The following is a 22,199-nucleotide window of genomic DNA, read 5'->3' on the forward strand; positions in this document are numbered from 1 at the left end:
TTAGGCCAGCGCCGCTTCGAGTTCCGCGACGAGGTCCGAATTGCCGATGTGAAGCGGACTGCGCGCGTGCAGGTCGTCTTTCGCCACAGCCAAGAGCGACTTCTCGCCGTTCGACGACGACCCACCGGCGGTTTCGAGGATGTAGCCGATTGGGTACGTCTCGAACTGGACCCGGAGTTTGCCCTCGGGCGCGGATTCGAGCGCGGGGTAACTGAAGATGCCGCCGTAGGTGAGAATCTGGTTCACGTCGCCGATCATCGACCCGCCGTAGCGGAGTTTGCGCGAGGGGTCTTTCTCCACGTCTCGTGCGAACTGGGTGAAGTCGTCGGTCCAGTCGGGGACGCGACCACCGAAGCCGTAGACGGTGCCTTCGTCGGGGAGCGTGATGTCGTCGCGGACGAGTTCGTAGTTCGACTCGTCGGTGATGACGTACTCCGAGACGGTCCCGCCGCGCGCGACGATCATCGTCATGATGGGACCGTAGAGGACGTAGCCCGCGGCGACGAGGTCGGTTCCGCGTGCCGGGAGCGGCGCGTCGTAGACGGCGAAAATCGTCCCGACGGTGTTGTTCGGTTTGAGGTTCGACGACCCGTCGAGTGGGTCCACCGCGACAGAGAGGTCACCGGTCCCAACGTCGATTGCCTCGGGGCGCTCTTCGCTCGCGTACTCGCCGACGCCGTCGAGACCGCCGAGTCGTTTACACAGGAGGTCGTCGGCGAACACGTCGGCGGCCATCTGCGTCTCGCCGCTCGGGTTCGTCTCCTCGGCCTTGATTCGGCGGCCGGGGAGTCCGGCGCGAATCTCGGGAGCGGTCGCTGCGATGACATCGACGACCCGGTCGATGGTCTGGATTGCGGTCGCCGAGTCTGCGGTGTTGAAATCTTTGGTCGCCATTAGTGGGTTTCCTCCGTCTGTCGTGCAGTTTCGCGTGACACGCGAGAACCGCCGGTCAACGAGGGCACGTCGAGGGAGTCCGTATTGGAGGTGAGGTGGTCGGCACCGGGCATCGTCTACTACAAAATCCGGTAATATTGTATATAAAGCCTGTGTATGATTTGAATTAGCTGATTCTCCTGAAATTGGTGTTTTTGAGGATTGTAGTCAAATATTACAGGTCGAACTTTGTAGAACCAAACTTACTACCCGAATAGTAAATTTGTCGGTGGACGGACGAACCGAGCGAGTCAGTTACTCCATCACGTCGCGGGCCTGTCTTTTCCATTCGCTGACGCGTCCTTCGTCGATGAGCAGTGCGTCCGCGATGTGTTCGGGGTCGGCAGTGGCGAGTCGTCGAACCGACCGAACGCCGGCCTCCGAGAGCATCTCGGCCTCTTCTTCGCCGACTCCGTCGAGCACGGTCAGCGGCGTCGGCTTCGAGCGTTCGCGCCACGCGGCTTCCGCGGCGAGCGCGTCACCCGACCCGTCTGCGGTCGTTCCGCGACTCTGACCGGGCGTCCAATCACCGCTCGTCCGCGGACTGGTTCCAGCGCCGTCGTCGCCGCTCGGCGTCCAATCGCCATCCTGAACCGATACGCCGTCAGCGCTCTGCGTGTCTCCTTTCGGGGTCCAGTCGCCGTCGCGGGCGGGACTCGAAGCCGACCCTGTTGCCGTCGCACCTGTGGGTGTCCAGTCCCCGGACTCCGGTTCCTCGTCGGACTTCCAACTCCCCGAACTCGCCGCAATCCACTGGCGTTCTTCGTCGTCGAGACCGCGTACCTGCGACGAGCGCCGGTCGAGGTCGTCGCCCGAACTGAACGACCACGAGAGGGAGTGCCACCGTCGAATCTTCGCCGCCACGCCCGGGTTGACGCCCGCCGCGACGAGGTCACGGAACGACACCGCGCCGTCGAGGATGCTTTCGACGCCGATGTCCGCTGCTTCCAGCGACTCGCTCGTCGCCGGTCCGATGAACTTCAAGTCTTCTAAGTCTTCGATTGCGTCCCCGTGCTCGGACGCTGCTTGCGGGCGGATTAACTGCTCGAACGCCGCCTCCGGCGTGTCGGGTCCGTCGTCCGTTCGGCCGTCTTCAGGCGCTGACGACTCGTCCTCCTCGTGGTCGGTGTCGTCCGTGCCCGTGTCGTTCTCGTCAGTCACCGTTGACTCTCACTTTCTTGCACCGAACTTGAGCGTTTCCGTGAATGTCACGAGTTTGTCACGGTTTTTGATGAGTCGGCAAGTTTTACTAACTCACCGGAGCACCTTCGGCCATGCGCGGCACGAACGATATCGACACGGTGGGCGTCATCGGCGCTGGAACGATGGGCAACGGAATCGCACAGGTCGCGGCCATGTCGGGCTACGACGTGGTGATGCGTGACCTCGAAGACGAGTACGTCGAACGCGGTCTCGATGCTATCGACGACAGTCTCTCCCGGTTCGTCTCCAAGGAGAAACTGAGCGAATCGGAAGCCGACGAGGTTCGTGACCGACTCACCGGCACGACCGAGTTCGACGACCTCGCGGACTGCGACTTCGTCGTCGAGGCGGCCGTCGAGAACATGGACATCAAGCGCTCTATCTTCTCGGACCTCGACGACATCATGCCCGAAGACGTGATTCTGGCGACCAACACGAGTACGCTCTCGATTACGACCATCGCGGCCGCGACCGACCGCCCCGAACAGGTCGTCGGTCTCCACTTCATGAACCCCGTCCCCATCATGAAGGGCGTCGAAGTCGTCCGCGGCGAGCACTCTTCGGAGGAGGTCGTCGAGTTCGCCCACGAATTCTCCGAGAAACTCGGCAAGGAGACGTGGGAGTCCGACGACAAACCCGGATTCGTCACGAACCGAATCCTCATGCCGTGGCTCAACGAGGGCATCCGCGCCTTCGACGAGGGCGTCGCCTCGAAGGAAGACATCGACCGCGGCATGACCCTCGGTACGAACGTCCCGATGGGCCCGCTCACGCTCGCCGACCACATCGGTCTCGACATCTGTCTCGACGCGTCTGAAACCCTCTTCGAAGAACTCGGCGACCGGTACAAGCCCGCCTACCTGCTCAAGCGCAAAGTCGCCGCGGGCGACCTCGGGAAGAAGACTGGGAAGGGCTTCTACGAGTACGAGTAAGTCTCTCCCTCTGTTTCTGTTTCTTCCTCGCGTTCGTCACTCTCGCAATCGCATCAGACCAGCACCGACCACCGCGACGACGAGAAAGAATCCGCCGAGACCCGCCAGCGTCACCGCGAGTCCAGTCACTTCTGCGACACCGCCGCTGGCGACGTACGTCAAGACAGCGGCGAAGAAGAAGAGCGCGGCCACGAAGCCACCGACGAAGAGGACGAGCGTCGGCGAGAGGTAGTCGTCTGCGGGCACACCGATTCATAGGAACCCGACTACGAAACTGTTGGCGTCACGAACCGATGCCTATCAGTTCTGAATATCCGCGCGAACCTTTTATTCTGTGGCGCGTGAACGTCTGTCCAATGATAACGGTCGAGAACCTGCGGAAGACCTACGGCGACTTCCCCGCCGTCGTGGGAAGCGACTTCTCGGTCGAGTCCGGAGAGGTGTTCGGCATCGTCGGTCCCAACGGGGCGGGCAAGACGACGACGCTGAAGATGCTCGCCGGTCTCATCGAACCGACTGCCGGGTCGGCCGACGTGCTCGGATTCGACCCCGAAGACCCCGCGATGCGCCGGAAACTCGGCTTCCTCCCCGAGGAGTCCCCGCTCTACGAAGACATGACGCCGCGGTCGTACCTTCGCTTTTTCGCCGACCTGTACGACGTGCCGCGCGACGTCGCGGACGACCGAACCAACGCCGTCCTCGACAGGTTGGACCTCGAATATCGGGACCGCCGTCTCGGCGACATGTCGAAGGGCATGAAGCGCAAGGTGGCAATCGCCCGGTCGCTCGTCAACGACCCCGAGTTGCTCATCTACGACGAACCCGCGAGCGGACTCGACCCGCTGACGACGAACGTCGTACTCGAATTCGTCCGCGAACTCAGGAACGACGGCAAGACCGTCGTCTTCAGCGCCCACAACCTGTTCCACGTCGAATCCATCTGCGACCGCGTGGTCATCATGAACCGCGGCGAAATCATCGCCCGCGGGACGATTCCGGAGATACGCGACGAACACGGTGAGACCGCCTACCGCGTCTACACGACGGTCGAACTCCCCGAGAGCGAGCGCGAGGGCGACCGGTTCGTCTCGGTCGTCGAGACGATGGACGAGGTCGAATCCCTCCGCCAGGCCGCCGCCGATGCGGGTGGGACCGTCTCCGACATCCGAACCGACGAGGCGTCGCTGGAGGATATCTTCCTCCGTCTCGCGCGCGACGCACCCACCAAGAGCACCACCGAGGGAGGGCGCGGCGTCTCGTGAGCGCCGATGATTCCCCACGCCGCAACACACTCGGTGAGCGACTCGTCGCCCACGCTCGGGCAACCTCGCGTATCGCCCGCTGGGAGGTGTCGCGGTCGGCCGAGACTATCGACCGGCGGACGCTCGTCCTCGGCGTCGTCCTCCTCCTCGTCACGGGCGGTGTCGCGGTCGGTGCCGCCGCAGGCGGTGTCGCTATCGACCGCGACCTCTACCGCGTCGGCGTCGCCGCCGATAGCCCGTATTACGACGCGGTCGAGCAATCCGCAGTACTCGATGCACGACCCATCACGGACCCGAACGTCGAACTCGTCGTCAGCGAAAACCACGTTTCAGTCTCAGACACACAGACCGGTCGCGCCGCCTACAACGCCTTCCGCGACGCCGTCCAGTCCTACAACGCCCGCCAGCTAGCCCGCGAGGAGAACCAATCTGCGGCCTACCCGGTCATCGTCTCGCTCCAGTACCGCGAACGCGGCGCGCTCGTCCCACCGGGGAGCCGTGTCGAGTCCGGCGAGTCGGGTTCGACTTCGGGCGATGCTGCGACTGGTTCGAACGGTGGGTCTGACGCCGGTACCTCGACGGGTGACCAGTCCGGGACTGGGACCTCCTCGGGAACGACGGATGGCACCGAAACTGGTTCGAACGACGATGGCGGCGTCGGTGTCCCCGACGTGGGTCTCGGCGGCGCTGGTGGCTTCCTCGGCGGCGAGACGACCGGTTCGCCGGCGAGTATCAGCCCGCCCTTTCCCTTCGCGTCGCTCGTTCTCGCCTTCGCGTTCCTCGTCCCGATGAACTTCGTGATTCAGGCCTACGGGTCGAGTATCCTCAACGAGCGCGTGAAGCGCCGCGGCGAACTGTTGCTCGTCGCGCCCATCTCGCCGGGCGATATCGTCGTCGGCAAGACAGCACCCTACGCGCTCGGGATGGTCGCACTGACGGTCCTCATCGCCGCGGGAATCGGCGGTGGTGTCGCCTCCGTCGCCGCCGTCATCCCGATTGGCTTGCTCTTTCTCGCTTCGACGTTCGTCGGCGCGATGTTCGCCCGGTCGTTCAAGGAACTCACCTTCGTCACCGTCACCGTCTCGGTGTTCCTCACGACCTACACCTTCGTCCCGGCCATCTTCACGAACGTCACGCCGATTGCGCTCATCTCGCCGCTCACCATCGTCGTCATGGATCTCGCTGGCGATGCGATTTCGCTCGGCGACTTCGCGTTCTCCGTCGGCCCGATTCTCATCGCCTCCATCGTCCTGTTCCTGCTCGGAACCGGCGTCTACCGCGAAGAGGACATGTTCACCCAACGGCCGGTTCCGCTCAAGTTCCTCGACGCGCTCGACAGCCAGATTTCGCGGCCGCGGTCGATTGCCACCGTCTCGGCGTTGACGATTCCGTTCGTCTTCATCGCCGAACTCCTCGCAATCGCCGTGCTGTTCGTGCTTCCGGTGGACGTGACGATTCCGCTCGTCCTCGTCGCCGTCGCGGTCATCGAGGAACTCGCCAAGAGCCTGCACGTCTACGCCGCGTTCACGAAGGCGCGGTTCGCGCGGACGATTCGCGTCTCGCTCGTCCTCGGCGCGCTCTCGGGACTCGGCTTCTTCCTCGGCGAGAAGTTCACCGCCATCGTGCAGGTGGTCAGGCTTCAGTCGCTGACGCTCGGTCAGACCGCCTTCCAGCCGTCGGGAATCGGAATCGCCGACCCCTCACAGATTGGCCTCCTCGCGGCGGTCGGTCTCTTACTCGCTCCGCTCGCGCTCCACGCGGTCACGGCGACGGTCACCGCACTCGGTGCGCGGCGCGGGCCGACCGCCTACGTGACCGCGTTGCTCGGGGCGATAGGAATTCACCTCGTCTACAACCTCCAGGTGGTGAACCTCCTTGGGTAATCCACGACTCGCAATCGCTCGGCGCGAACTCGGCAGTCTTCGAAAGGAGAAGACAATCGTGCTCGCGCTGGCGATTCAACTGTTCGTCGCAGCGTTCTCGTCGTTCCTCGTCGTCGGTCTCGTGTCGCTGTACGACCCGAGCGCCGGGTCTTACGAGGTCGATGTCGCAGTCGCCGGCGGCGACGAGGCGGTCGAAAGTCTGTTGTGGGCAACGACGGCGCAGGACGGTATCGACGCTCACGTCTACCCATCGACCAGTAGCGCACTGACGGCGTTCGAGCAACGCGAGGTGGACGCCGTCTTAGAGGCATCGACCGACAGCGACGGGCGGATACGAGTGCTCGCAGTTGCGCCGGATTCCAGCGTCGAATCGACGGTCATCGTCGTCCAGTTGCGCGAGACACTCCAACAACTCGAACGGAACGAACGCGCCGAGCGCGGGGCGTTCCTCGAATCGACGCCGCTCCGACTCCCGCAGGCAATCGACTCGAACCCGTACTTCGGATTCACGTACACGGTGCTCGTCCCGCTGTTGCTGTTCTTACCAGTCTTCATTGCGGGGTCGCTCGTCGTGGACTCGCTGACCGAAGAGGTCGCACGCGGGACGCTCGAACTCTTGCGTGTCGCGCCCGTAACCTTCCCCGCCGTTGTCGATGGGAAAGTGCTTGCCGCGGGCGGACTCGCTCCGATACAGGCGATGGCGTGGATGAGTCTCCTCTCGCTTCGCGGAACGCCGATTCACAACTTCGGGGGATTGTTCGGGCTCGTGGTCGGTCTCACCGCCGTCGTCGTCTCGCTCGGCGCGACCGTCGCGCTCGTCGCACCCGACCGGCGGAGTTCACAACTGCTCTACTCCGTGGGCGTCCTGCTCGTCTTCGCCGGCACGTCGTTGCTGCCGCTCAGTCCGGCGAACACCGCCGCCAAACTCGCGCTCGACACTGCCGGAACGACGTCGGTTGCGGGCGTCGTCGGACTGCTCTTCGTCGGTGCAGTTTCGCTGCTCGGCATGCGCATGGTCGTCTCTCGAATCGACCCGAACGAACTCGGGTAGGCGACCCACATGAAACGACTCGCACGAGGCGCCCGCCCGCAGACGTTTCGCGTACCGTCGTGCACCACAAGGGGTACAAGGCCTGAGTTCAAGGAGCGATACATGGGAATCGGAGGAACTGCGAAGAAGATTCAGAAAGTCGCAGAGATGGCAGAAGACGTCTACAAGAAGCTCAACGAACTCCGCGAGCAGGTCGTCGAGATGCGCGAGACGGTCGGCGAGACGAAGGACCGCGTCGATAACCTCGAAGCCGAGAACGCCGAGCAGCGGGCGATTCTCGAAGCCATCGCCGAAGAGCAGGGTATCGACCTCGACGCGGTCATCGCGGAGGCACACATCACCGAGGCTGAGGAAGCAGAAACGGCCGACGACGAGACCGAGGCCGCGGACTCCGAGACGAACCCGGCCGAGAACTGAGCGCTCGATTTTCACTGCTCGTCCACGCCGGGATAATAACATTCAGGACCGGGGGCAACATTTGCCCCAATATGACCACGCACCGCACCCCGTTCGATTCGGTGCTCGACACCATCGGTGAGACGCCGCTGGTCCGGGTACACGCCTCGCCGGAGGAGGTTCCAGTGTACGCGAAACTGGAGTCGTTCAACCCCGGCGCGAGCGTCAAAGACCGTATCGGGAAGTACATGCTCGAACAGATGCTCGCCGAGGGCACGCTCCCCGAAGGCGGCACCATCGTCGAACCGACCGCCGGCAACACCGGGATTGGGCTGGCCGTCGCCGCGGGCCAACTCGGCATTCGCGCCGTCTTCGTCGTCCCCGAGCGCTTCAGCGTCGAAAAGCAGACGCTCATGCGCGCGCTCGGTGCCGACGTCATCAACACGCCCACCGAAGACGGCATGGGCGGCGCAATCGACCGCGCACACCAACTCGCCGACGAGTTAGACGACGCCGTCGTCCCCCAGCAGTTCTCCAATCCACTGAATCCAGAAGCCCACTACGAGACGACTGCGCCCGAAATCTACGACGCGCTCGACCACGAAGTCGGCGCGCTCGTCGCCGGGTGCGGCACCGCGGGAACGCTCATGGGCGTCGCTCGCTACGGACGCGAGAACCACGGCGAGACGTTCGTCACTGCCGTCGAACCCGAAGGCTCGCTCTACTCGACGTTCCACGGCCGCGACGTCGAGGAGGCGTCGTACAAGACCGAAGGTATCGGGACGCACAACCCCGCGACGAACGAGTTGTTCGACCCCGAGTTGGTGGACGAAATCGTCCAAATCGGCGACGAAGCGACTCACGCCGAGATGCAACGACTCGCATCAGAAGAAGGCCACCTCGTCGCGTCGAGTTCTGCGGCCAACTGTCTCGCCGCGCTCGACGTTGCGGAACGCGCTGCTGCCGGCGAACTCTCGCTCCCGTACGATTCGGTCGTCACGCTCTTCCCCGATTCGAGCGAGCGCTACCTCTCGAAAGGTGTCTACGGCGACTTCGAATCCTGGGAGGGCTGAGTACCACTGACCAGATTACCGCACTCGGGCGTGCTCGACTTTCATGCAGCGGTCCTGTACGAACGCCAGCCCCGCCTCTTCGGCGCGGGCGGCGGCGTCGTCGTCCGAGATTCCGAGTTGCAGCCAGACGCCCCGTACGTCGCCGCGTGACTGGGCGCGTTCGATGGCTGCATCGACGACACCACCCGCCTCTTCCGACGGCCTGAACACGTTCACGAGGTCGATTTCTTCTTCCACGTCGGCGAGGCTATCGTACGCCTTCTCGCCGAGAATCTCGTCGCTAAAGGGATTGACGGGAACGATTCGATAGCCGTTGCGTTGGAGATACGCCGGCACGTCGTGGGCAGGCTTCCCGGGAGACGACGAACACCCGACGACGGCGATGGTCTCGACGTCGAGGAGCGCGCTCACCGCTTCGGTGGTTGTAGCCATATGCGAATTTCGGCGTCTCGATGTATAAACCTCAGTTGGGCGTGCAGCGAGCGTGCACGCTCGAACGGGGCGGTGGCCTGCGTCGAGAACGTATCAGTCGCTGGCGAGCCGGACACTCGGTTCGCCGTCTTCCGAGGTGGTGATGATACCGTCGAACAACTGCTTGATGGTGTTCATCGTCCGGTCGTCGTGCGCCGAGGAGTCGATGGCGAACAGACCGAGACCGCCGACACTCTGGATGCGTCCGGTGAAGACGTGGAGGAAGCGGAACACCGTCTGGAGGTCGGCGTACATCAAGAGGGTCGAGAGCGAGTGGAGCATGACCCGATTCTGGGTGAGTCCGCGCTCCTGGTAGTACTGCTGGAGGACCTCAGAGAGTTTGATACCGATGCCCGTCATGTCCACCGGCGAGGAGGCGTACTTGATTCGGTCGTCGTCGCGTACGTCTCCGACGCCCTGCTGTCGGGTGACGCAATCGACGATTGCGACCGGTTTGTCGTCGTAGCTCACGCGCTTCGCATAATCTTTGAGAACCCGCTCGCCACCGTCCTTGGTCGTGACGATGATAACGCCCTCACCCGCTTCGGTCCCTTCGGCGAGGATGTCGAGCGCGAGCGAGCGTTTGCCGGTCAGCGGTGGTCCGCTAATGAGTAGATTCGTCCCTGCTTCGACCTCTCTGTCGAGGCCAGCACCGAGCTTATACATGCGTGTACCCCGGTTTCGTCTCGGTTCCGAGGCGAGTTGCTGCATGATGCGTCCGCTCTCCGGGAGCCATCAGATAGTACGACCATTTCGTGAACTGGTAATATTCTTTTTGATTGGAGCGCATCTGTCTCTTCCACGGGTCCGTTTGATTCATCCAGTGATTCCGACTATGGATGCACCCCGCCCCGCAATGAACGCCACGGCCGCGAGGTACATCCCGTATTTGATTCGGCGCTGACCGGCGCTCGGGTCGCTAAAGGACTGAACGGACGCACCAACCATTATCGCATCGGCTGGAAGCACCAATCCGAGGTACGCGAGGCCGAAGTCGCCGTTGACGTACGGAATCGCGCTCGCCACGATTGCGACCGCGAGGACGACAGCGCCGACCCAGAGCGCCGGCCGTTCCCCGACCACGATCGGGAGCGTCCGCAACCCCTCCTCCTCGTCCCCGGCGATATCCTCCACGTCTTTGATGATTTCGCGGGTGAGCGTCGCCAGCCCCGCGAGCACGGCGAGTACGAGCGACCCCAACGGGTCGCCGACCGCCGCGCCACCGAACAGGAACGTCGAGCCCGTGAGATAGCCGACGACGACGTTTCCGACGCCCGGTAAGCCTTTGAACAACTGCGTGTAGGCGACGAGCGCGAGGAGGTTCACGACGGCGATTGCAATCGCAAGCACCGGGAGCGTGACCGCCGCGACGACCGCCCCGAGAAAGAGGGCGATACTGAACCACAGCGCCTCGCGTGCCGTAACCGCGCCTCGCGGAATGGGTCGGTCCGGTCGGTTGATGGCGTCGATGTCGCGGTCGAAGTAGTCGTTGATTGCGTTGCCGGCACCGGTCGCACAGACTGTTGCCACCACTGCCGCGACGACGGCGAGCGCGTCACCGGCCGAAAAGCCGGCGATGAACGCCCCCGTGAACGTGAGCACACCCGCTGCGACGGTGTTCCCAAACCGCGTGAGTTCCACCATCCCCTGCACGCGCTCGCCCAATGACATTATCCTGTACTCTCACTACACCGTGTATAAATGACGCGGAGTGCCGCGGCGAATCAATTCATTTAAACATGACCGCGGCGCACGAATGGATGTAGGGCGCTTAGCTCAGTCTGGACAGAGTGCTTGGCTTCGGACCAAGTTGCCGTGGGTTCAAATCCTGCAGCGCCCATGATTCTTCCGCGAACAACGTGAGCGGAGAATCATCCATGGCGCGAAGGATTTGAATCAGGGAGCAAATCGAAGATTTGCGACCGAGGTTCAAATCCTGCAAGTCGATTCTTCTTGCGCGAAGTCGCCTCGCAGTGGACACCCGCGATTAAGCGCTTCTCGAAGCTTGGCGTCGAGTCGGTCGGCGTGGTCTGCCACACTGGAAAAGACGTCCACCCAGAACAGAAACGCCTCTCGACGCTCTCGTTCTTCAAAGAAGCACAGGATGAAGTGGCGTTCTACCGCGACTGGGACGCAGATTCAGACAAGCCGGATGAGGAGTTGTTCGGTGGTTCGCTGGTAAACCTCGAACCAACATTGGAGAAGTACGACCCGGACGATGCAGCGCCGTGGGCGTGGAACCTACCCAGTGACCTGTTCCAGGAGCAGTTCGAGGACTGGGAGGGGTTCCATGAGCTGCTCAATAATTCTGGTTCGACTGATTAGTAAAAACACGACATTCATTGAAGTCAACGATACTAAGCGTCTACTTCCACCCAAACAAACATATCGTCTCTTTTCTAACATCACCATATGCTTGAATCAATCAATATCCGTGAATTTAGGGGAATAAAACGGATGGAGTCGTCATTAGATTTGACTGACTTTTCAATCATATTGGGTAGGAATAATGCAGGGAAATCATCCTTCATGGAAGCTATTTACCTACTTTTCGGTGGTAATGACCCTGTGTCCGGTAGAGATCGATTTAGCCGTATAAAGAGCATGAGAGGAAACAATAATCTCTCATACAGATATGATGGAAAAGGGTCCATTTCTTACCAGATTAATGGCTTCCCGGGGAAAACAGAAATGAATTCCCAAATTCGAAAGATTGAAATTGGAAAATTAAACACTTCAAGGAATATTCGGCCGTCTGACTTGAGACATGCCAACTTAGATTTTGATAATTCTGATGCGCTCACTATGCTGTTTCACTCTAGCTATCAAGAATCTAAGAATATGTTGAGTGATCTTCAATCTAGCCGACAAAGAATCGAGAGAGAGGGTGGTCACGTGAGGGCAGCCGAACTGATAAGTGAATGTGTAGGTGACGAATATACAGAAATATACCTTGAGTCACTGGAGGCTCGTAAAAAGCCATCAGGTGAAGACCCCTACTATGTGAAAATTAAAGACTTGGGTAACGGTGTCGCCAGGATGATTCCAATTTTCATGGCAATTGAGACATACGAACCTAAGATCTTACTTTGGGATGACATATCTACATCTCTTCACCCAAGTCTCATGCGAATGGTTCTACGCTGGCTAAATGAGAAGGATATGCAAGTTATCGCTTCTACTCATAGTATTGACGTATTATCCGCGTTGTTAGATGTCATGCCCGATGACGGGTCAGTTCATCAATTTTCTAAATCGGAAACAGACGTACTCTCTCATAATACACTGAGTTTGAGTGAACTTGAAATTTTGATGAATGATGCCGGTTTGGATCCAAGATTTCTTTCTGATGAATTTGAACTATGAAGGTTGTTAAGGAACACCCAGGTGACGTCGCTGCGGTCGTCTTGACAGGAGATGGTAGGGCTGAATACCGCCGTCTTAGATACTTAGCGGAGCACTACGATGAGAATCAACACTTGTTCTTCCCACAACGACCTGACCGGAATTTGAGTATCGTTGGAAGGCAACGGGAAACCCCGAACAACCAAACTCGAGGATTTGATGCACTAAATGCTCTAAAGATATTCAAAGCGAAATATGGTCTTCATCACTTTCTTTTCTTAACTGACCGTGAACACGTGAAAAACTCTCCTCAAGAGGATTTGAACAATAAGCTTGAAGAAATCTCCACAAGGGGAGAATATACTACTAGTCGTCTTGAACAAGCTGCATTCAGTAGTTCTGTGAAAGTTGGTTCAAAAGAATTGACTGTCCTATCTGCAATTATCGGTGATCAGTTTGAATGTATGGAAGACGGACTTGCTGCCCTTCTCAAACACCAATGGGGTAATGAGGTCACTGCTGAGAGCCGAAAAGAATTGAAATCAAACGTCATGCAGGTTCTCTCTGGTGGAACAGAAAAAACACTCATTGAAGATGCCTCGCGCTATAACCTCAAACGATCATTCCCGAATCTAGATTGTGTTTTAACAACGTTTGAATAGTCGTCTCTCTTTTCCCAGTTCCACCCACCCATCCACCTGCCCCCTTTACGGGTAGGGTGGTGGGTGCTGGCTCAGTCGCTTTTCTCCAACTCAGTCGCACCGATCTCCCCGGCGAGGTAACCTCGACCCTTCTCAGAAAGTCGGTAAATCGCTCGCGCCTCGTCGTGGTACCCGACCAGCCCATGTTCGAGCAGTGTTGCGAGGTGCTCTCGAATCGTCGTTCTCGCGTAGTCGGTGTTCTCTGCAATGAGTGCAGGAGTCAGAACTAGCTCGTCGTTCCCTTCGTTGGAATTCGGCGACAGAATTTCGAGGAACAACACTCCAGTAACCAAATCTCAGTTCCCGTCGTCTGCATACACAGTGCACAGATAGAACCATACCACAGAACGAGTTGCTGCTCTATGTCGGCACAGTGGCTATCGAATCGGTATCTTTCGGAATCGCAAGCGTGACAGTCGTCCCGTCTTCACCTGACTCGAATCGGAGGTCACCACCCCAACTCGTCGCGCACCAGTAGGTGAGCCAGAGACCGAGCCCCTGGCTATGATTGAGTGCTGTCTCTATCTCTGCTCCGACGGCTTTGCGCTCGATTTCGGGTATTCCCGGGCCGTTGTCACTGACCTTGACGAGGGTCTCAGTTTCGAGGTCTTCTATCGTGACCGCTATCCGGGGGGTGTCCGAATCGTTGTGTTTGATGGCGTTGTCGAGGATATTCTGAAAGGCGAGTCGGAACGTATTCGAATCGACACCTCGGACTACCGTCTCGAATGCACTATCGACGGTGAACTCGACGCCAGGATGGGTGTCTTGCTGGTCGCCGACTACTTCGCGGAGGTGCGAGACGAGGTCGGTAGACATCCCACTTTCCGACGTGTCGGAGTAGACGTTCTCGATTTGCTTTGCTTTGTTCGCCAGTTCGAGAAAGTGCTCGACTTTCTTGCGGAGTATCCGTGCCTGTCTGGCCTCTTCGTCGTCGAGTTTCGATTCGAGTTCACTCGCGTAGCCGAGGACGACGTTCATATCGTTTCGAAGGTTGTGCCGGAGGACGCGATTGCTCACGCTGAGTCGCTGTCGAGACACGTACAAGCCGGTGATGTCCCGCATGAGGACGAGCGTGCCAACCTGTTGGCCGTGATGGGCGGTCACCGATGACACCTGAAATTGGTACACTCGCTGTTCACCGTCACGGGACGCCGTCATCTCCGACTCGTGGAGTGCGTCGAGGTCAGCGTCGAGAACAGTCTCTTCGAGCGGCGCACCGATTCGAGGGGGCGGAGTGAGAACCTGAGCTGCGACACCCATCACGTCGATGATCTCTCCGTCGTTGTTTACGATGAGGAGTCCGTCCCCGGCTTCGTGAAATGCTTGTTCACGTGCGATTGGGGTGAGTTGTAGCAGGTCGAATTGGAAGAGTGCGAGCCCGAAGACGATGCCCGTGAAGGCGAATGCGAAGGGTGTCAAATCGAGCGCTGGGATCGGGCTACGACCGAGCGTGAACAGGATGTGGCTGATGAACGGTGGCAGAACTCCCCCCACGAGTAGTCCGACCTGCTTCTGATAGGCTGGTGCGACTTCCGTAGCGTGTTGGACGAGGAGGACGATGCCGAGGGTGACAATCGCATATGCATACAAAATGTGGACAGCGTATCCGATGCCGAAATCGAGGGCTGTGACGGACGCGAGAAGCGTAGGGGTGAACTCGGTCCCCGTCCAGACGAGTCCGTGCATGGGGTTACTGATGCACAGCAGAAACCAGACGACTGGTTCTGTCAGGAGGAGCGCGACCCGCTCTCGTGAGAGCCACATGTCGTGGCCAGAGTAGGCGATGGTGAACAAGAGGAAGCCGGTCGGAATGGTCCCGGCGATGCCGAGTGTAATTTGCTGCCAGAACAGCTGTTCAGCGAGGGTCCCGTATCCAAGCTGTATCGCGTACGCCATCGACCAGGCGACGAGTGCGACTTCCAACGCCGCAAACTGGAGTGCCATCCGCTTTTCGCCGTGACGTAGCGAGTAGAGAGCGACCAGGCCCGAAATGAGTGAAGCAACGACGCCGAGTATCGACGCCATCGAGAGACTCCACGCCATATTCTACTACCTGTCTCGCAGTAGTGCTAATATGTATTGTGCAAAACTTACACGTTCAAGCTCAATTCCATGGAGACTCGTGAGACGTGAGGGTCTTAGGGCACATATCACCCAGAGCCTGTCCGCTCCCGGTTCTACATCCCCTACCCACCAATCGCCTGCCCAATCTCGTCTAAACGCGGGTGCATCGACGAGAAGGCATAGGACTTACTCGACGTGTGAACCCGGAGGACGCTCCGCCGAGTCAGATAGCCCACGATAGCAGACGTCAATTCGAACAGACCAGGACGCTCGGGTCTCTATCCCCACGTTCGACGGAGCGCTTTTGCCCACTGGTAACAGTTCTCACACATGAGTTCCTCTGCGCCACCTGCAGCGGGCGTCATCGAAGCGTTCGACACACTCGCCCCGCCGGGAACGCCGTGGACGACCAGCGAGGTCGCCGCAGCGTTCGATTGCACCGCGCGGGAACTACACGTCACACTCGACACACTCGTCGAAACGGGGAGGCTACACACGAAAGCAATCGACGCTGACGACCACGTATGGTGGCGACCGGTCGGTGCGACGACCCGATTTGAGGAGCGCGACGTGGCCGACGTTGCTGACGACCCGTCTCGCGGCGAGGTACGTTCGTTGGGTCGCCCGGACTCCGAGATGGCTCGCCGAATCGACGAGTTCGAGTGGTCCAACACCTCGCTCGGGCCGATGGACCAGTGGTCTCGGGAGTTACACGTTTCCGTGGATATCATGCTGGGGGCGAGCGAGGCAATCGGAATCTACTGGGGGGAAGACCTGACGCTCCTCTACAACGACGCGTGGCGCGAATTGATCGGCGAGAAACATCCGACGGCACTCGGCCGTCCGGCGAGAGAGACCTTTCCAGAGATTTGGGAGACCATCGGCCCGACGCTGGAGGGCGTACTGAACGGCTCGGGTGCCGTTTTCGAGCGTGAACAGAGACTTCCGTTGGAGCGCGACGGCCAGCTTCGAGACGCGTGGTTCGATTACAGCTTCAACCCGATTCCGCTGGCAGGCGGTTCTGTCGGCGGGATATTCAACATCGCCGTCGAGGTCACGAAGCGCGAGCGACTGGAACAGAACCTCCAAGACGAGAAAGAGCGCTTCGACGTCGCCGTGACGAACTCGCCGCTCACCGTCTGGCAGATGGACTCCGACTACCGGTACACCTGGATTAAACACCCTCACTCGGAGTTCGAAGAGTCGGTGGTGCTCGGAAAACGTGACGAGGACTTACTCCCACAAGCGTCCGCGGAGAGGGTAATGAAGCCGAAACGAAGAGCCGTAGAGACCGGTGAGACCGTCCGCGAAGAGGTGACCTACGTGCTCCAAACGGGCGAGGAAGTGTCCTACGACCTCACCGTCGCACCGCTCAGAGACGACTCTGGAGAGATTTCCGGCGTCACGTGCGCGGCGTTCGACATCACAGAGCGCAAAGCGGCCGAAGCGGCACTCGAGAGACAGGCGGAGTTGAACGCGTTTCGCGTCGAACTGTCCGACCAACTGCGTCAGCTAGCCGACCCCATCGAGGTACAAACCACGGCGGCCCGTGTGCTCGGAGAGTACATCGGTGCCGACCACGCGCACCACGGCGAGGTATACGCAGACGAGAACACGTGTCGAGTCTACTCCGACTACCACACCGACCAGGTACCCTCGCTCGTCGGTGAGTACGACATGAGAGACTACGGCGAGTTCCTCCTCGACGCGTACGTGCGCGGCGACTCCGTGGTAATCGAGGACATCACGACCGCACCAGGGATACGTGACGAAGATAGAGCCGCATATCAAGACGTCGGCGTGAGCGCCTATCTGGGAGTCCCACTCGTCAAAGAGGGTCGTCTCGTCGCGTTCTTCGTCGCTGCGCAGTCCGTCCCGCGCACGTGGACAGACAGCGAGGCCGAGATGGTCGCGGTGACCGCAGAGCGCACGTGGGCGGCCGTCGAGCGAGCGCACGCAGAGGTCGCACTGAAAGAGTCCTACGAACTGCTCCAACGATTCAACACCGCGACACGTGAGCTGATAGGTGCCGATACGACCACAATCAGTGAGAGCGCCGCCGAACTCACACAACACGTCCTCGACGTAGAGTATGCAGCGCTCTGGTGTTACAACCAAGATATCGGAGAAATCGAAGCGTGTGCGAGTCACGTTGCCGACGGTTTCGAAGCGCGTACGGTGACTCTCCCGGACGAACTCCCAGAGCACGTCTGGCAGACGTTCATCGACAAGGAGTTGCGAATTCAAACGGGTCTCGACGTTCCGCTCGACGGCCCCTCGGGTTCGTCACTGAAGGCGCTCGTTCTCGCACCGGTCGGAAGGCACGGTGTCATCTGTATCGGTTCGACACGACAGACGGTAGTCGATGAGTGGGTGGGCGACGAGCGGATGGCCGACTTCGCCCGAACGGTCGCCGCCACTATCGAGTCGGCGTGGGACCGAGCAGAGGGCGAACGGGAGTTGGCCGAGAACAACGCCGAACTCACGAACCTCGACCGATTGAACGCGCTCATTCGGGGGATAGACCAGATACTGGTGAACGCAGAGACGACCGACGCGATTTACGAAGCCGTTTGCGAGCGACTCGCGGCCTCCGACCTGTACGAGTTCGCCTGGATTGGCGAGTACGACGCGCACTCGAAGTCTGTCATGCCCCGAGAGTGGGCCGGCATCGACAGCAGTTACTTCGATGCGATACAGTTCGGGTCCGACGACCCTCGTCGTTCGGACCCCATCACCGCCGCCGCCAGCACGGGGGAACTACAAGTCGTCGCCGACATCGCCACCGATTCCCGAAGCGTCAACTGGCGCGAACTAACCCTCAAACGCGGCGCTCGCTCCTGTATTAGTATCCCGCTCGTGTACGACAACTCGCTCTACGGCGTTCTGACGGTGTACCTTGGCCAGCCATATCAGGACGAACGCAATCGAGACGTGTTGGCGGAACTCGGCCAAACAGTCGCCCACGCGGTCAGCGCCGTCGAATCCAGAGAGACGCGCGGGTCGGCGAACGTCGTCGAACTCACCCTCCGCTCTCGAAAAGCGGACACGCCGTTCTGTCGCCTCTCTCGTGAACTGGACTGTACCTTCGATATCGAAGGTGCGGTTCCCAACGCGGACGGTGACGTGACAGTCTTCTTCACCGCGACGGGAGTCGATAGTTCGACGCTCCTCGCCGCGGGCGAGCAGTTACACTCGCTCGATGGTCTGCGATGTCTCGTCGAACGCGAAGGCGGTGCCCTGTTCCACGTACGACTCTCCGCACCCCCACTCATCTCGCAGTTCGTCGCCTCGACGGTCACGATGCAAATGCTTTCGATCGATGCGGGAGAGGTGACCGCCGTCGTCGATATTCTACAGACCGAAGACGTCCGAACGGTCGTCGAGGGGTTTCAACGGGTCGTTCCCGACCTGGAGGTGCGCTCGCGTCGAACGCACACCCGACCACTCCGCACTGCGGATACGTACCGGTCGTCGGTCGAGGGGACCCTTACTCCACGGCAACGAGAGATTCTCGAACTGTCGTACCGAAGTGGATTTTTCGAATCGCCACGCGTTCGAACCGGAAAGGACCTCTCCGACGCGTTGGATATCTCCCAATCGACGTTCACGTACCATCTCAGGGGTGCAGAGCGGCGACTCTGCGAGTTCGTGTTCGACCCCTCGTGATGGGCGTCACTCATCGATACCATCGTTTTCTAACTATTTCGACTCTCGGACTACTCGCCGATCGGTTCGGGCACGACTTCAGGCCCGAATCGAGCACTTTGCCGGTACGCTCCGCACAGGTCACTCGATTTGGAGCCGACCAGCACCGCTGGTATCGCAATAGTTCGACCGACTCGTTCGGAGAACAGAAATAGTTCGAGAGTACTCTTTCGCCCTTGGGAGTTGGTTAGGACGTATGGCCTTCGATACTGAAGGTGGGACGTCAGAATGTCGGGCCAACGCACGGATGAAATTGGGAGCAGGCGATGGACTCGCAACTGCCCTCAGACCAACTGATAGTGGTGTATCCGTCACCAGACGTTCTGAAGACCGCACAAACACTCCACAGTGGGACCAGCTATGACTGGAACGAGCCAACAGCCACGACCATCACTCGACACGTTACTGGATGTCCTCTCGAACCGATTTCGACGCCGACTACTCGTCGCACTGCTGGAGCACAATCCACAGAGCGACCGAGACACCCACATCCCCAACGATGGCCCGCACGACGAGAACGAGGTAGACGTACTCACACTCCAGGTGGTTCACGTCCACCTTCCAAAACTAGATGCCGCCGGATTCGTCGAATGGAATCGCCGTGCCAACTCGATAAGCAAAGGCCCGCGGTTCGAAGAGATTCGACCGTTACTCGAGTTGATGCGTGACCACGCCGACGAGTTGCCAGACGATTGGATTTGAGACGACCGAATTACCACCCGAAGCGGTTTCCGTAAGCGGTTCGAGTAGTTTTCGACCGACGACCGACGCGGCATCGATGTCGTCGAGTCCGACGCGTTCTTCCGAGTCTGCCAGATACCGCTGACCAGATACAGTTCTCGATTCGAATCCTCTCACTGCAGACGTATAGACCCGCCGAGGATACCGATTCGGCGTCAACTACTGAGGCTGAAACGCGATAAAGCGCTATCAACGCGACAAAACGCCCCCACCAATTCCTACTTCAACGTCACGTAGGTCAGAAAGCCAATCGCAACGACTTGCAACGCCCGCAACCCTAAGATAGCCTGTTGGACCACCGGCGTCCCCGCGTAGAGCATCTCCGTACTGAAGAAGAAGAAGATTGCGAGCAGGTTCTCTACCAAGAGCGTCACGCCGAAGGCGATCAAACCGAGGGTCAGCGTCGATTCGAACGTCCGGTAGTTGCGTATCCAGACGGCCGTCAGGACGGCCAAGAGCAGGATGCTGATGCCGGAGAGGACGGTCGCAATCGTGAGGAGTGGGCTCATTGCCATGGTCATTCTATCTTCTTCAATATCGTCTCGAACTGGTCGCGGTGCTGTTCGAAGCGGTCCGTGAGGAAGTACATCGTCCCGTAGCTCTCTTCGCCCTTCTCGACGATGTCGTGTTCGACGAGCAAGTCGAGGTGGTACCGGACGGTGTTGTAGTCGATGTCGAGGCTCTCCGAGAGCTGGTTGGCGTTGCGGGGGCGCTCAGAGAGCGAGCGGATGAGCTTCGCTCGGGTCGTACCGCCGCGCGTTCCGGCCAAGAGATACCAGAGCGCCTTCTCCATCGAGGTTCGTCTCTCCGTTCTGAGAGGAGTCCTAAATACGTAGTCATCGTCAGTTCACCCTCGTCGTTAGCGCACGGTTCGGGTCACCCAACCCGACGGACCGCTGGGGAAGGGCGAGGCCTCTTCGCGCGATTGCAACTCACCCGTTCCATCGGTCGCTCGGACGACGACTTCGTGCTCTTCGGGCGGGGCGGTGTAGGTGTAGGACCACTGCCGCCACACGTCGGTTCCGGGGAGTGGCTCGGAGAGGTCGGCGTCGTTCCACGTGCTCCCGCCGTCGGTCGAGACTTCGACGCGCTCGATGCCGCGTGTGCCGGCGTAGGCGTGCCCGGCGACCTCTTTACGGCCGCCTTCGAGGTCGTTGATGACGTGGAGTTTGGCGACGGTGTTGACCGGGCCGGTGCCGTGCCACCCGCGCTTCTCCCAGTAGCCGTCCATCTCCTGTTCGAGGATTTCGATTTCGGTGAGCCACTTCACGTTGATTTCACCCCAGTGGCCGGGGATGAGGGCCCGTGCCGGGTAGCCGTGACCGCGGGGGAGTGGCCCGCCGTTCATCCCGAACGCGAGGAAGCCGTCTTCGAGCGCCGGAAGCGGGAACTCCTCGTAGAAGTCGTCTGCCGCGCGGAGCATCACACAGCAGTTTTCACCCACGCCGGCGGGTTCGACGAGGTCCATGAGTGGAATGCCGGTCCAGAGCGCCGTGTCCATCTTCTTGCCGTTGAGCGCTTCGCCGACACAGCGCAGCGAGACGAATTGGTGTTCGACTTCGCGGCCGACGATGTCCTCGTAGGTGTAGGTGACCTCGCGTTCCACGTCGCCGGTGACGGTGAGCGACCACTCGCTCGCGTCGAGGTCGGGGTCCGTCGAGTTGATGTCCACCTGGTAGAAGTCGTCGCTGACGAGGGGTTCGAGTCCAGCCACGGCGAACGACTTCTCGGCCGCTTCGGCGAGGAGCGCGTCTACCTCCGAACTCACCCACGGGCCAGTCGAATCGTCAACACCCGAGTCAGCCTGTGCAGTGCCACGAGACCCGAGCAGGTAGCCGCCGAACACGAGTGGAACCGCGCTCGCAATCGCGGCGAGGACGCGGCGTCGGTCGGGCGATTGGGCCGTCGCCGACGCGATATCGCTGCCGACTCCGCCGCGGACGACGAAGTCAGCGGCCAAGACGACGATTCCCGCGGCCGCCCCGGCGACGAGCGACGGTTCTATCGCGCCGGTGATTCCGACGGAGATGACCGCGACGAGGGCGGCCGTGACGACGCCCGCGACGGGGTACTCGACGTAGTTGTCGAGCGCGAGTCCGACGAGTGCCGCGAGGGCGAAGAGCAGGACCGACAGGCCAAGTGCCACGAGGGTGTTCAACTGGTCGCCGAGGTCACCGAGGACGAGGATGCTGAACGTGATGATTTCGCCGGGGAGCGTTCGAGCGAGGAAGCCCGCGATGGCACCGGCGACGAACGTCGGCGTGAACGAGGCGACGGCGAAAGAGCCTGCGAGACCCGCAAGCCCCGCGAACAGTGCGACGACGAGCGACTGGATTCCGGCCGAATCTCGCCACCGCATCGCGGTGTGTGACATGATAGTAGAGAGGAAGCGAGGAGGGTCGATATGGATTTTTCAAACTTCGGTCCACATCG

The 22,199-nt window shown here is 60.2% G+C and carries 22 protein-coding genes and 1 tRNA gene; 12 read left to right on the top strand and 11 right to left on the bottom strand.

The annotated features are described in order from the left end of the window. Together ACFQJC_RS09030 and ACFQJC_RS09035 are read right to left on the bottom strand one after the other, a co-directional pair. Entirely contained in the window at window positions 1-894 is an 894-nt protein-coding gene (locus tag ACFQJC_RS09030; RefSeq protein ID WP_390222998.1) for a class 1 fructose-bisphosphatase, read from the bottom strand. A gap of 294 nt (window positions 895-1,188) precedes the next feature. Then, window positions 1,189-2,094, bottom strand: a complete 906-nt coding sequence (locus ACFQJC_RS09035; protein WP_390222999.1) for a DUF7409 domain-containing protein — start codon at window positions 2,092-2,094, stop codon at window positions 1,189-1,191. Window positions 2,095-2,207: 113 nt separating this feature from the next. On the opposite strand from ACFQJC_RS09035, the gene ACFQJC_RS09040 reads away from it, so the two are divergent. Then, complete coding sequence (locus tag ACFQJC_RS09040) at window positions 2,208-3,068, top strand: 3-hydroxyacyl-CoA dehydrogenase family protein (RefSeq protein WP_390223000.1); 861 nt, start codon at window positions 2,208-2,210, stop codon at window positions 3,066-3,068. Window positions 3,069-3,104: 36 nt separating this feature from the next. Here ACFQJC_RS09040 and ACFQJC_RS09045 read toward each other — a convergent pair whose 3' ends face one another. Beyond that, on the bottom strand, window positions 3,105-3,314 hold the full coding sequence (locus ACFQJC_RS09045) for a hypothetical protein (protein ID WP_390223001.1): 210 nt from the start codon (window positions 3,312-3,314) through the stop codon (window positions 3,105-3,107). A gap of 110 nt (window positions 3,315-3,424) precedes the next feature. Between ACFQJC_RS09045 and ACFQJC_RS09050 the strand changes: the two genes are divergently transcribed. The 5 genes from ACFQJC_RS09050 to ACFQJC_RS09070 all read left to right on the top strand — a co-directional run bounded on the left by ACFQJC_RS09050 (window position 3,425) and on the right by ACFQJC_RS09070 (window position 8,733). Then, window positions 3,425-4,330, top strand: a complete 906-nt coding sequence (locus ACFQJC_RS09050; protein WP_390223002.1) for an ABC transporter ATP-binding protein — start codon at window positions 3,425-3,427, stop codon at window positions 4,328-4,330. Next, window positions 4,327-6,213, top strand: a complete 1,887-nt coding sequence (locus tag ACFQJC_RS09055; RefSeq protein ID WP_390223003.1) for an ABC transporter permease — start codon at window positions 4,327-4,329, stop codon at window positions 6,211-6,213. The genes ACFQJC_RS09050 and ACFQJC_RS09055 overlap by 4 nt, the downstream gene beginning before the upstream one ends. Then, window positions 6,206-7,264 (top strand): ABC transporter permease, encoded by a 1,059-nt coding sequence (locus tag ACFQJC_RS09060; protein WP_390223004.1) that lies wholly within the window; start codon window positions 6,206-6,208, stop codon window positions 7,262-7,264. Before ACFQJC_RS09055 ends, ACFQJC_RS09060 begins: the two co-directional genes overlap by 8 nt. Before the next feature lie 102 nt (window positions 7,265-7,366). Next, window positions 7,367-7,681 (top strand): DUF5798 family protein, encoded by a 315-nt coding sequence (locus ACFQJC_RS09065; protein ID WP_390223005.1) that lies wholly within the window; start codon window positions 7,367-7,369, stop codon window positions 7,679-7,681. 71 nt (window positions 7,682-7,752) lie between these two features. Beyond that, window positions 7,753-8,733, top strand: a complete 981-nt coding sequence (locus tag ACFQJC_RS09070; RefSeq protein ID WP_390223006.1) for a PLP-dependent cysteine synthase family protein — start codon at window positions 7,753-7,755, stop codon at window positions 8,731-8,733. A gap of 15 nt (window positions 8,734-8,748) precedes the next feature. Here the strand turns inward: ACFQJC_RS09070 and ACFQJC_RS09075 are convergent, their stop codons facing one another. From ACFQJC_RS09075 to ACFQJC_RS09085, 3 genes are all read right to left on the bottom strand, one after another. Next, window positions 8,749-9,165 (bottom strand): CoA-binding protein, encoded by a 417-nt coding sequence (locus tag ACFQJC_RS09075; RefSeq protein WP_390223007.1) that lies wholly within the window; start codon window positions 9,163-9,165, stop codon window positions 8,749-8,751. 93 nt (window positions 9,166-9,258) lie between these two features. Beyond that, a complete protein-coding gene (locus ACFQJC_RS09080) occupies window positions 9,259-9,870 on the bottom strand; it encodes an RAD55 family ATPase (RefSeq protein WP_390223008.1) in 612 nt (203 codons plus the stop codon). A 150-nt stretch (window positions 9,871-10,020) separates the two neighbouring features. After that, window positions 10,021-10,875: a geranylgeranylglycerol-phosphate geranylgeranyltransferase gene (locus ACFQJC_RS09085; RefSeq protein ID WP_390223009.1), complete on the bottom strand. Its 855-nt coding sequence runs from the start codon at window positions 10,873-10,875 to the stop codon at window positions 10,021-10,023. Window positions 10,876-10,969: 94 nt separating this feature from the next. Here ACFQJC_RS09085 and ACFQJC_RS09090 point away from each other — a divergent pair. From ACFQJC_RS09090 to ACFQJC_RS09105, 4 genes are all read left to right on the top strand, one after another. Then, window positions 10,970-11,044, top strand: a tRNA-Arg gene (locus tag ACFQJC_RS09090). Window positions 11,045-11,157: 113 nt separating this feature from the next. Next, window positions 11,158-11,529, top strand: coding sequence for a hypothetical protein (locus ACFQJC_RS09095; protein ID WP_390223010.1), 372 nt, complete (start codon window positions 11,158-11,160; stop codon window positions 11,527-11,529). A gap of 87 nt (window positions 11,530-11,616) precedes the next feature. After that, window positions 11,617-12,570 (top strand): AAA family ATPase, encoded by a 954-nt coding sequence (locus ACFQJC_RS09100; protein WP_390223011.1) that lies wholly within the window; start codon window positions 11,617-11,619, stop codon window positions 12,568-12,570. Next, window positions 12,567-13,211, top strand: a complete 645-nt coding sequence (locus tag ACFQJC_RS09105; protein WP_390223012.1) for a hypothetical protein — start codon at window positions 12,567-12,569, stop codon at window positions 13,209-13,211. The genes ACFQJC_RS09100 and ACFQJC_RS09105 overlap by 4 nt, the downstream gene beginning before the upstream one ends. A 71-nt stretch (window positions 13,212-13,282) precedes the next feature. On the opposite strand, the gene ACFQJC_RS09110 is transcribed toward ACFQJC_RS09105, so the two are convergent. Beyond that, window positions 13,283-13,531, bottom strand: a complete 249-nt coding sequence (locus ACFQJC_RS09110) for a helix-turn-helix domain-containing protein (RefSeq protein ID WP_390225574.1) — start codon at window positions 13,529-13,531, stop codon at window positions 13,283-13,285. Window positions 13,532-13,610: 79 nt separating this feature from the next. Then, the gene (locus ACFQJC_RS09115) at window positions 13,611-15,296 is read right to left on the bottom strand and encodes a histidine kinase N-terminal 7TM domain-containing protein (RefSeq protein ID WP_390223013.1); all 1,686 of its coding nucleotides are present in this window, start codon (window positions 15,294-15,296) and stop codon (window positions 13,611-13,613) included. Between the two features lie 351 nt (window positions 15,297-15,647). Between ACFQJC_RS09115 and ACFQJC_RS09120 the strand changes: the two genes are divergently transcribed. Both ACFQJC_RS09120 and ACFQJC_RS09125 read left to right on the top strand, forming a co-directional pair. Then, the gene (locus ACFQJC_RS09120) at window positions 15,648-18,986 is read left to right on the top strand and encodes a bacterio-opsin activator domain-containing protein (RefSeq protein ID WP_390223014.1); all 3,339 of its coding nucleotides are present in this window, start codon (window positions 15,648-15,650) and stop codon (window positions 18,984-18,986) included. A gap of 399 nt (window positions 18,987-19,385) precedes the next feature. Continuing rightward, window positions 19,386-19,727, top strand: coding sequence for an ArsR family transcriptional regulator (locus tag ACFQJC_RS09125; RefSeq protein ID WP_390223015.1), 342 nt, complete (start codon window positions 19,386-19,388; stop codon window positions 19,725-19,727). Between the two features lie 257 nt (window positions 19,728-19,984). On the opposite strand, the gene ACFQJC_RS09130 is transcribed toward ACFQJC_RS09125, so the two are convergent. From ACFQJC_RS09130 to ACFQJC_RS09140, 3 genes are all read right to left on the bottom strand, one after another. After that, entirely contained in the window at window positions 19,985-20,281 is a 297-nt protein-coding gene (locus ACFQJC_RS09130) for a DUF8036 family membrane protein (RefSeq protein WP_390223016.1), read from the bottom strand. Window positions 20,282-20,283: 2 nt separating this feature from the next. Continuing rightward, window positions 20,284-20,559 carry a winged helix-turn-helix domain-containing protein gene (locus ACFQJC_RS09135; protein WP_390223017.1) on the bottom strand — a complete coding sequence of 92 codons (276 nt, stop codon included), beginning with the start codon at window positions 20,557-20,559 and terminating at the stop codon, window positions 20,284-20,286. 66 nt (window positions 20,560-20,625) lie between these two features. Next, window positions 20,626-22,140 carry a molybdopterin-dependent oxidoreductase gene (locus ACFQJC_RS09140; RefSeq protein ID WP_390223018.1) on the bottom strand — a complete coding sequence of 505 codons (1,515 nt, stop codon included), beginning with the start codon at window positions 22,138-22,140 and terminating at the stop codon, window positions 20,626-20,628. Between the last annotated feature and the right edge of the window lie 59 nt (window positions 22,141-22,199).

The sequence above is a fragment of the Haloferax namakaokahaiae genome, from assembly GCF_042663225.1.
Classification (GTDB): domain Archaea; phylum Halobacteriota; class Halobacteria; order Halobacteriales; family Haloferacaceae; genus Haloferax; species Haloferax namakaokahaiae.